Genomic DNA, 9,219 nt, shown 5'->3' with positions numbered 1-9,219 from the left:
AACTGTCTGCGGGACCCGTTGTCGTAGACGACGAACTCGGCCTTGCCCTCCGGCGCGTCCCCGGCCTTTATGTAGATCCGATATCTTCCGGCCACCTCCAGGACCTTGAAGTCCCCCGTGGCCTCAACTCCCTCGACGAATACGTCCATGGAGACGACCCTCAAGTCGCCGAGGTCGATAACCCTCGCCGCGTTTTCGCCGCGCTCATCCCTATAGATTGTTATCACGCGACGGCTCGAGGAGCTGTATTAATCGTTATCGGCTCTTTGTCCTTCAGAGTCGCCCTACCGGCGGCTTGTCTCCTTGAACCGCTTCGCTATGGTCGTACAGTTCGGCGTAGCGGGCGAAGCCCTCTATATTTTGTGCTCTCTGCGTTCTCCGTTTTGCGCATCGACACACAGGAGGCCGTCCGGATATGTACGGCAGCGGGCCCTCGAGAGGCGCTCCCCAAGGGCCCCGGCTGCGAGTAGGGCTGGAGGGCTAGGCGGACGAAGCCCTCCTGCGGGAGAGATGGGTCTGGGCGGCGCCTGGCTCGCCGCATATCGGCTGTACGTCGACCGACCGCCAGAGCCGCCGGCGCGGCTACATACCGCATCAAGCCGCAAAGAGGCTGAAGATAGACGCGCCTCTTAGGCGGAGCTCAATCCCAGAATGCCCTTGTGGCGGCGTATTGCCTCTCGGCGTCTATTATGGCGCTCCACAGATCGTCGCCGGCCGCCAGCCTGTTGAGTATCTTGACGGCGGTCTTGGGCCCGACTCCGTGCGCGAGCTGCACCAACACGCCCACCTTGCCGTGCTCCAAAACTATCGACGCGCTTCGCCTCAGCTCGTCGAGCTCCTTGGCCTCCTCTCTATCCAGCTTGCGTCTAGCCTTGAACTTGCTCCATATCTCCAGGGCTCTCTCCAGACCGCCCTTGACGACGGCCACGGCGCCGACGCCGCACCTAGGGCAATTTATCCTCTCGGGGAGGAGGTATGCCTTTCCCCTGAAGGTCCAGCCGCAGTTGAGACACAGCAGGGCGACCTCTCTGTTCAATATCCTCCTGCGGGCTAGGTCCCTCACGGCCTCCTGGGACAGCCCCCTGTAGGTGAAGTCCACGCGTAGCGCCTCCTCCAGCAGCGGCTTATCGACCGCCGTGGGGCCGGCATACCTCTTGACCTCTATCTTGTATCGGCCGGACCTGACGCCGTCTATTAGGTCCAGGAGGGCCCTCAGGTCGAGCCGCTCCACGAATATCTCGTTGGCCGCCTCTATGCCCGGCAGATCGTCGATATAGGCCTCCACAAGCTTCGGCGGGATCTCCTCGGCGTCTCTTGACAGAAGACCGACCCTTTGTGCTACCTGTAAAAATCTATATTTGAACATCCGAGAAGCTTTTACGGCATTCACCAAGGTTTTCTGGACATATATATCATCCCTATGGAAGGCCTCAACGAGAGGTTTCTGCATGATGGGCTCCCTGTGGATCAACAGGACTCTGTAGGGATCCGACCTGTAGCCTATGGGCCCCATATAGGATAGGTGGTGGGATAGGTACATCCCGAGGGCCTCGTTGCCCTTGGACCCGAGGCACGTATGGACGACCGCAAACCTTCCGAATAGGTGTATCCTCACGACGTCCGGCGTGGGCACGTCCTCCTCGGCCAGCCCCTCGACGTCGGCGATACCCGCGTAGCCTCCCCTGAGGGCTTCCCTCAGCGCCGCGGCCCTGCGCCTACAGACGTCCTCGGCTATCTCTCTGGGCACCGGGATCTCCTCGCCTATCCACCCCGGCAGAGCTCCCGCAAGATCCAGCTCCGGGTAGAGAAAAACGGCGTCGCCCTCGATCTTGGAGATGGTCCACGCCCTGCCTGCGAGAATTATCTTCGTCCCCGGCCCAACCGTGAAGACGAACTCTCTGTCCAGCTCCCCGACGACCCTCCCGGCGGATTGGTCGACGGCTCTATACCTCTTCTCATCAGGTATGGTCGATACGTTCTCGAAGTAGTACTTTATGGAGCCCTTCCTGGGCCTGAGCTGGTCGAGGAGGCCGTGCCTCTGGGCGAAGTCGAGGACCAGCCTCAAGTCGTCTGCCGTAAGGCCCGCGTACGGGTGGGCCCTCCTCGCTATCCTCAAAATATCGTCGAAGGAGATGGGCCTTCCGTCAAGCCTGGCCTCCAGCGCCATGCCCACCACTTGGTGCAGCAGGACGTCTAGAGCGGCCTCGTGGTACTCCACGGCCCTCTCCAGCTCTCTCCTTAAGGCCCTCTCGGCTATCGCCTCCGCCTCCAGGTAGTCCTCGAGATCGGACGCCACGACGACGCCCCTAGAGACGGCGTCGAGCCTATGTCCTCCCCTCCCCACCCTCTGCACCAGCCTGACCACCTGCCTAGGCGAGCCGTACTGAACCACCAGCCCTATGCTGCCGATATCTATGCCCAGCTCCAGGCTCGACGTGGCGATCACCACCTTGAGCTCGCCCGACTTAAGCCTCTCCTCGACCGAAAGCCTGTGATCTCTGGCCAGGGAGGAGTGGTGCACCTCCACGCCTCCGCCCAGCAGAGCCCTCAGCTTCGCCGCCAGGAACTCGGCCCCGTCCCTGGTGTTGGCGAACACAAGGACGCTCCCCCGCTCGCCCCTCGCCAGATCCGCCACGTACTTCAAGCGGGCGAGGGTCTCCGGAGTCACGTCGTACTTCTCCGCCGAGGCGTAGTCCTCCTCGGAGGGAGTAGGGGCGACGACCTCCACCTCGTAGCGTTTCGCGGCCGACACGTCGACGATCTTGACGTCGCGCCCGGAGCCGCCCAGGAAGCCCGCGACGAGCCCGACGTCGCCGACAGTCGCCGATAGGCCGATCCTCTGGAACTCCCCCGCGAGCTCCACAAGCCTCTCAAGGCCGAGGGCCAGCTGGACCCCCCGCTTGCTGCCGACGAGCTCGTGCACCTCGTCCACCACCACGTGCCGCACGCACCTCAACGAACCCCTCAAGGATCTGTTGAGGAGGACTATCTGTAGGGACTCGGGGGTCGTTATAAGCATATGGGGGGGCGATCTGTAGATCCTGCGCCTAGCCGCCTCGGCGGTATCGCCGTGCCTCGCCTCCATCCTCACCCCGACCATGTCGGCGACGGCAGTCAACCTCCTCAGCAGATCTCTGTTGAGGGCCCTGAGGGGGGCTATGTACAGGGCCTGGATGCAGCTCTTGAGGCCCTCGTCGAGCATTTTGGATAGGACCGGCAACACGGCCGCCTCGGTCTTGCCGGTGCCCGTCGGGGCCACTATCAGCACGTGGGCTCCCGACAGCACGGCCGGGATAGCCGCCTCCTGTACTGGGGTGGGCTCCCTATAGCCCAGAGCCTCTATAGCCTCCTGCAGATCTCGCCTCAATAGACGGAAGGCCACGTGGCCCCAAACGATAAATAATAAATACCTTAGGCCAAGGCATGGCCATCGGCGCCGTGTCCTTCGACGTGGATGGGGTGCTGGTCGACGCCTCCCGGCGCCTGTCCATATGCCTAAACGGCGGCTCGGTGGACTGGAGCTGCTTCCTAGACTGCGGGAAGCTGGCCTTGGATCTGCCCAAGAGCCGCTATATAGATCTGGCCGCGCGTCTACACGGGAGAGGACACAGGGTAGTGGTGGTCACCGGAAGGCCCGAATACATGAGGCGCTGCACCGAGGCCCAGCTGAGGTCCTACGGAGTCCCCTTCGACGAGCTCTACATGAGACCCCAAGGCGACCACAGACAGGACCATCTATATAAGGCCGACGCCATCGCGAGGCTCATAAAGAGCGGGGTGAGGATCTGGGCCCACTTCGACGACAACGCGGAGACGGCGAAGGCCCTAAACGCCATAGGGATAGACGCGGTGCTAGCCTACTAGTCCCACTTCAGCCCCGGCACCAACGCCTCGCCTGTAGTCGCCGAGACGGGCCCAGCGGGGTACGGCATCCCTTGCCTCTGCCTGCATCGTGCGTCCGTCAAGGATTCCCAGGCATGGCCCGTCCCTGCGCCGGGCGTGCCCTAAGCCCGAGCGGAGGAGCCCGTCCCGATGGGGGCTCTGGGAGGAGAGCAGAGGGCGCCGTCCGCTGCGGCTACGGCGACAGCTCCTCGAGGGTGAATACCTCGACGTCGCTGACTATTGTCGTTTCGTCGGACGAGAACTCGGAGCCGAGGAGCCTCCTGTACAGTCTGATATCCTTAAGCCACTGCGGCTCGTCGACGCGATATCCCTGCTGCGCCGCCCTATCGGCGATATCCATCAGCTGGATCACCTTGGCGTGGATGGCCCGCCGCGAGCCGGCGGGCACTACGTCGACTATATGCACCCGGGAGAGGCTACGCGCCATCTCGCTCAGCTCCTCAAGCCTCCTCCTGGACCTGTAGGTGCGCACCAGCCGCCTGGCGCGGGCCGCCACCTTGGGGGCGCGCAGTATCTTCACGCCGGCTACCACAAGCCCCGCGAGGCCTAGGACCGCGCCGGGGGCGTTGAAGAGAAACGACATGAGGAACGCGGCCACCGCGGACAGCCCGACGAACAGGGCGAGGGCCTGGAGATCGCGTATCAAGTAGCCGCCCAGGGCGGTGAACAACGCGATCAACAGGGCCAGGTAGAGGTCGTTCATAGCTCAATAACGTGGCATGTAGATATAGCTACTATTTGTAAGTAATTTACAGCAGATTCCTTAATCTTATCTCGACATTGCTTCAATATATTTAGCTTATTATTTATATATTTATCCAGATGAGGATCCTTCCCTCTGAGGGAAAGCAGCTTCGCCGCTTCTTCCTCTATTGCCTTCAGGAGCTCCTCGGGCGTTCCGTAGAGTATCACGGCATCTTCCGCTTGAGTCTATAGTACTGTCTGACGGCCTCCGCCACCGCCTCGGCGTCGAGCACGCCTTTGTCGGTCAGCGCCTGCAGAAGCTCGGCGCGCGCCGTGACCTCCTCCACGCCGCCCAGTCTCTGTAGCCAGAACGAACGCTTGAGGTCTATTGTGAAGGTATCTCTGGCGCGGTCGTAGCTGCCTATCTCCACAAGGCCGAACTCCTCCTCCTTTATCTTTATTCTGTTCAGCGCCGGGTAGGGATAGGCCCTGAGCCAGACCACCTCGGTGAGCGACGTGACGCGCCTGCCCCAGTCGAACTTCCTGACGACGGCGATGGAGCTGAAGGCGGATATATGCTCGGCCGAGACGCCCATGGCCTCGCCGGTCATCCTCATGAGGGCCTCCACCAGATCCTCGGCGTGGAAGGTAGTCGCGCCGCCGTGGCCGGTCAAGATCCCTTGGATCAGTTCATGTATCTCGCGGCCGCGGCTCTCGCCTATCACCACCAGGTCGGGCCTGGCGCGCAACAGATAGCGGACCAAGTCTATCAGATATATGGCGGACTCGGAGCCCGGGAGATTCTTCTGGTAGTCGTAGAGAGGCGAGGTGAACAGAAGGACTGAGTTGGTGAAGCTCCTGGGGAGGCGTATCTCCGGGGTCTCCTCGGCCACTGCGATGCGCTTGTGGGGGAGCAGCACCAGCAGTGCGTTGAGCAACGTGGTCTTTCCGGAGCCCGTGCCGCCTATAATCATTATGGACTTGAGGTTCTCGAGCAGATACCAGAGGTAGGCGAGCCCCAGCGCGGTGATGGTCTTGTTCTTGATGAGCCTGGTGGGGGATATGGGCTCCGGCGGCTGGACGCGTACCGAGACATACGGCGGATTGCGCGACGTCCTGGTAGCAGAAGCCGTCCTCGAACTTATGGATGGTCACCCTGGCGCCCTCCACGCCGTACTCCTCGACGGGTATGCCGGGGCACTGCTCGATACGGAACCCAAGCCCGCGCGGCGCGCTCATGGCGCCCCCGCAGATGGGTTGCTGGGCGGCTTCACGGCAAGACGGTAGGCGAGGAACGCTCCGAGGATGAAGCCATATCTGCAATTTGTTAACATGTAGCGGTTCGAGGAGCTGTATTAATCGTTATCGGCTCTTTGTCCTTCAGAGCCGCCCTGCCGGCGGCTTGTCTCCTCGAGCCATTTCGCTATGGCCTCCGCGAGCTCGGCGTAGCGCATGAAGCCCTCCAGGTGCTCTCTGCCGCATTCCGCCACTATCCTGTTGCCCATGCGGCGCACCCTCGGCTTCTTTCCCGTGAGGGCCTCCACCAGCGCCGAGAGCCTCTCGGCGTCCGCCTCCCTGCCGCCGGGGGCGTCCGCTCTGGCTATGGCGTGGCCCTTAGCCGCGTTGCCGGCTCCGCGCCTGCCGAAGGTAATCTCATAGACGCCCCTGACGCCGCCGACCTCAGCCGTTATCTTAATCCTCAGCAACGTCTTGCCGCTATTGCTCCTCTCGGGCTGGGCCCCTCCGCCTATTACCTTCACCAGGCGGCCCCCAACCTCCTTCTCGAAGCCCTCCAGCTTTAGGGAGCCCACCTCCCTGCCCCTCCTCACGACCTCCAGGGCCTTTTTGTACACGGCGCCGCCCTCCTTCTCGGCCCTCTTCAGTATGAGGTCTACGAAGTCCGCCGCAAGTTTCTGTTGGTCGCCGGAGCCGTGGACTGAAAGCCAGGCGGCGCGCTCAAAGCCCTCCCTGAGGATGTACACGTAGCCCGCCTTCCCGCCATCCGGCATCTTCACCGTGAAGTGTATGTCCTCCACGAGGCCCATGGCCCTAAGCCGCTTGACCTCCCGCTCTATGTTGCCGAGGTTGGTGGATTGATATTTGACCTCAAGCGCGCCCTCGTTCAGCCCCACGTGGTACTTCGGCCAGTCCTCCCTCAGCACGCGCCCGCTCTCCAGCTTCTCCAGCCAGCGCTCCGCCTTGCCCGCGTCCACCCAGCCCTTCGCGAGGGCCTCCTCGACGATCTCGGCGAGGGCGTCCCTAAGCTCCTTGCGGCCGGCCGCAAGCTTGTCGGTGGTGGTCCAGACTTGCCACACGCCTCTACCGCCCACCTTCTTCACCTCCGCGCCGACGCCCGCCCGCCTTAGGAGGCGGGCCGCGAGCTCGGCGCGGCCCCGGTCCGTCGAGACGAATTCGAGCACGATCGCATCTCTGCGCAGATATACGTTGTACTTCACCTCGACGTCTCCCTCCGATATTGTCAAATCCGCGGCGACGGGGCCGTCCTCGGTCCTCCTCCTCAGCCCCTCCCAGCGGATGTTGAGGGCCCCCTTTGCTCCAAGCTCCACGGCCCTCTCCAGCTTGTGGCTGATAACCCTTTCGTCACTCCCCTCCAGCAGGGGAGGCCCGTAGAGGAAGTAGAGGCGGGCCAGCCTGATGGCATCATCGCCGGACGCGACGACTTCGAACGCATTCCTGGCGCCCCTCACCTCCGCCTTTATGCCGTAGGCCCTAAAGGCGGCCCCCCAGAGCAACGCGATTCCGCGCTCGCCGCTGGCCAGGCCGACCCCCTTCATCGCCGCGGACACGTATCCATCCCCGCCTACGGCCCCGGAGACCACCGCGGCGAAGTACCTCAGGGATTCCTCATTCACGCCCAGCTTCTCAGCCTGTATAAGCAGGAGGGCAGGCGCAACGGCCTCCCTAGCCACCTTGTCGTCGTTCAGCCTACCCTTCAGCGCCTCTAGCTCCTCCCGCGCATCTCCGCCCAGACGCCTCACGGCGGCCTCCACCACCCCGTCCCAGCGCTCGGCAACCTGCCGCTTCAGCTCGTCCCAGCTCCTCGCCTCGATGCCCAGCCTCTTGAGCCATCCGCCCTCCGCGCTCCTCCTGACGGCCTCGTCGAGACTCTCGAGAGAGGTGTATGCGTGGAACTGCGGCTTAGGCCCCTCAAGGGTCAAGCTCACGCCGGGCACTGCGACGCGGGACCAGCCGAACAGGGCGTGGGTCTCGGCCAGCTGCCACAGGTGGGAGGTGGACATCTCCAACGCCCTCTCGTTTCCCTTTCTGCTTATCGCCACGTCTGAGGCAGGCCAGCCCGCCATGTAGGCGAAGGGGTCCTCGACGGGCCAGCGCTCTTTAAGCTCCTCCGCCACCTTCTTCACCATCTCGAGCTCTTGATTAAAGAGCCCCCGCCACCTCGCGTCGAGCATCAGGTCGTAGACTATGCCCGCCTCCTCTCCCACCTTTACAATCCTCAGCCTCACGCCCTCAAGCTCGGCGAGCCTGCCGCCCCCCTCGGGCTTGAGGAGCCTAAACACGAGGGACGTGTCGGTTTTCTCCTCCTCAATCAGCGCCAGCCCGCCGCTCCCCAGAAGCTCGACGAAGTTGCGGTAGTAGTCGGCGCCTGGCTTCAAGAACAGGCGGCGAAGGGTCTCGGCGATCATACCCTCCACCGCCGCGGGCCTCTCCGCCTTGGCCCTCTCGGCCTTGTCGTACGCCGTCCTCGGCGCGTAGTAGAGGAGCCAGGCCGACCCGCCCCCCTCGAGCCAGTACCTAGCCGCCGCGCCGTATGCGCCCCTCCTGCCCAGCGCGTACTCCCTATAGGCCAGAAGCGCCGCGTAGGCCTTCACGCCGAGGCTCACGCCGCTGAACTTGGAGAGCTCCGCTACCTTCGCCTCAGCCAGCCTCCTCGCCTTGCCCTCATCGACGTCCAGGAGGTCCCCCAGATCGTGCTTGACCGCGTACTCGTTGAGCCTCTCCCTGAGGACCCTCAAGGCCTTCTCGAAGGCCTCCTCTTCCTCGGCCAGCCGCTCCAGCCTCCCGAGGTCGGGCACGTACACGGCCCTCTTGAACGGCCCCTCACCGACCTCCACCCTCTTCACTGTCTCCTCGAGCCCCGCCGCGACCTCTCCTAACGCAGACCTGTAGATGCCGAAGGCCTCCTCAAGGGCCAGCGCCGCGTAGAAGAGGGCCCTCCTCATCCTCTCGTCCGCGGCGTATCTGCCGTAGAGCCCGGCGCCCCCTCCACGCATAAGCCCCCTCTCCTCGGACGGCCTCGGCGCTATCAGCCTCCTCAGCGACTCCCAGGGCTCCGCCAGCCCTATCCTCCCGGCGTTCGCCGCCTTAGCCACCTCAAGGAACTTCCCGTAGGGATCCGGCGCCCCTTTAAGTAGCCTAAACGCCTCCTCCCTAGAGCGCTCGACCCCGCCGAAGGCGGCGAAGGGCATCAAGGAGGCCGCGTGGGCCAGCCTGCCCAGCTCGATGAGGCCCCACAGGCCCATGGCGGCGGAGGCCGCCACCAGCCCGGCCGCAACCGCGGCAGTCAGGAACAGATACGCCTTGTGGGCGTCTACCCAAGCCAGAACCCTCGTTATTGCTTCGACGAAGAGCTCCGCCGGCCCCTCCACGGCT

General features: G+C 63.6%; 7 protein-coding genes. 1 reads left to right on the top strand and 6 read right to left on the bottom strand.

Features of this window, described 5'->3' with window-relative positions:
• The coding region (locus B7L68_RS03585; RefSeq protein WP_081246324.1) for a hypothetical protein at positions 1-227 on the bottom strand (227 nt) is incomplete at its 3' end.
• A 413-nt stretch (positions 228-640) separates the two neighbouring features.
• Positions 641-3,382 (bottom strand): DEAD/DEAH box helicase, encoded by a 2,742-nt coding sequence (locus tag B7L68_RS03580; RefSeq protein ID WP_081246323.1) that lies wholly within the window; start codon positions 3,380-3,382, stop codon positions 641-643.
• Between the two features lie 41 nt (positions 3,383-3,423).
• On the opposite strand from B7L68_RS03580, the gene B7L68_RS03575 reads away from it, so the two are divergent.
• Positions 3,424-3,864: an HAD family acid phosphatase gene (locus B7L68_RS03575; RefSeq protein ID WP_081246322.1), complete on the top strand. Its 441-nt coding sequence runs from the start codon at positions 3,424-3,426 to the stop codon at positions 3,862-3,864.
• A 211-nt stretch (positions 3,865-4,075) separates the two neighbouring features.
• Here B7L68_RS03575 and B7L68_RS03570 read toward each other — a convergent pair whose 3' ends face one another.
• From B7L68_RS03570 to B7L68_RS03555, 4 genes are all read right to left on the bottom strand, one after another.
• Positions 4,076-4,606 carry a secretion system protein gene (locus B7L68_RS03570; protein ID WP_081246321.1) on the bottom strand — a complete coding sequence of 177 codons (531 nt, stop codon included), beginning with the start codon at positions 4,604-4,606 and terminating at the stop codon, positions 4,076-4,078.
• A complete protein-coding gene (locus B7L68_RS03565) occupies positions 4,603-4,815 on the bottom strand; it encodes a type II/IV secretion system protein (protein ID WP_081246320.1) in 213 nt (70 codons plus the stop codon). Before B7L68_RS03565 ends, B7L68_RS03570 begins: the two co-directional genes overlap by 4 nt.
• The gene (locus B7L68_RS03560) at positions 4,812-5,561 is read right to left on the bottom strand and encodes an ATPase, T2SS/T4P/T4SS family (RefSeq protein ID WP_238136309.1); all 750 of its coding nucleotides are present in this window, start codon (positions 5,559-5,561) and stop codon (positions 4,812-4,814) included. The genes B7L68_RS03565 and B7L68_RS03560 overlap by 4 nt, the downstream gene beginning before the upstream one ends.
• Before the next feature lie 381 nt (positions 5,562-5,942).
• Positions 5,943-9,215: a PaRep2b protein gene (locus B7L68_RS03555; protein ID WP_081246318.1), complete on the bottom strand. Its 3,273-nt coding sequence runs from the start codon at positions 9,213-9,215 to the stop codon at positions 5,943-5,945.
• Positions 9,216-9,219: the final 4 nt, after the last annotated feature.

Origin of the sequence: Thermoproteus sp. CP80 (assembly GCF_002077075.2) — an archaeon.
In the GTDB taxonomy this organism is placed as follows: Archaea; Thermoproteota; Thermoprotei; order Thermoproteales; family Thermoproteaceae; genus Thermoproteus.
The sequence above is the reverse complement of the archived record's forward strand: the minus strand, read 5'-3'. Positions and strand labels throughout refer to the sequence as shown.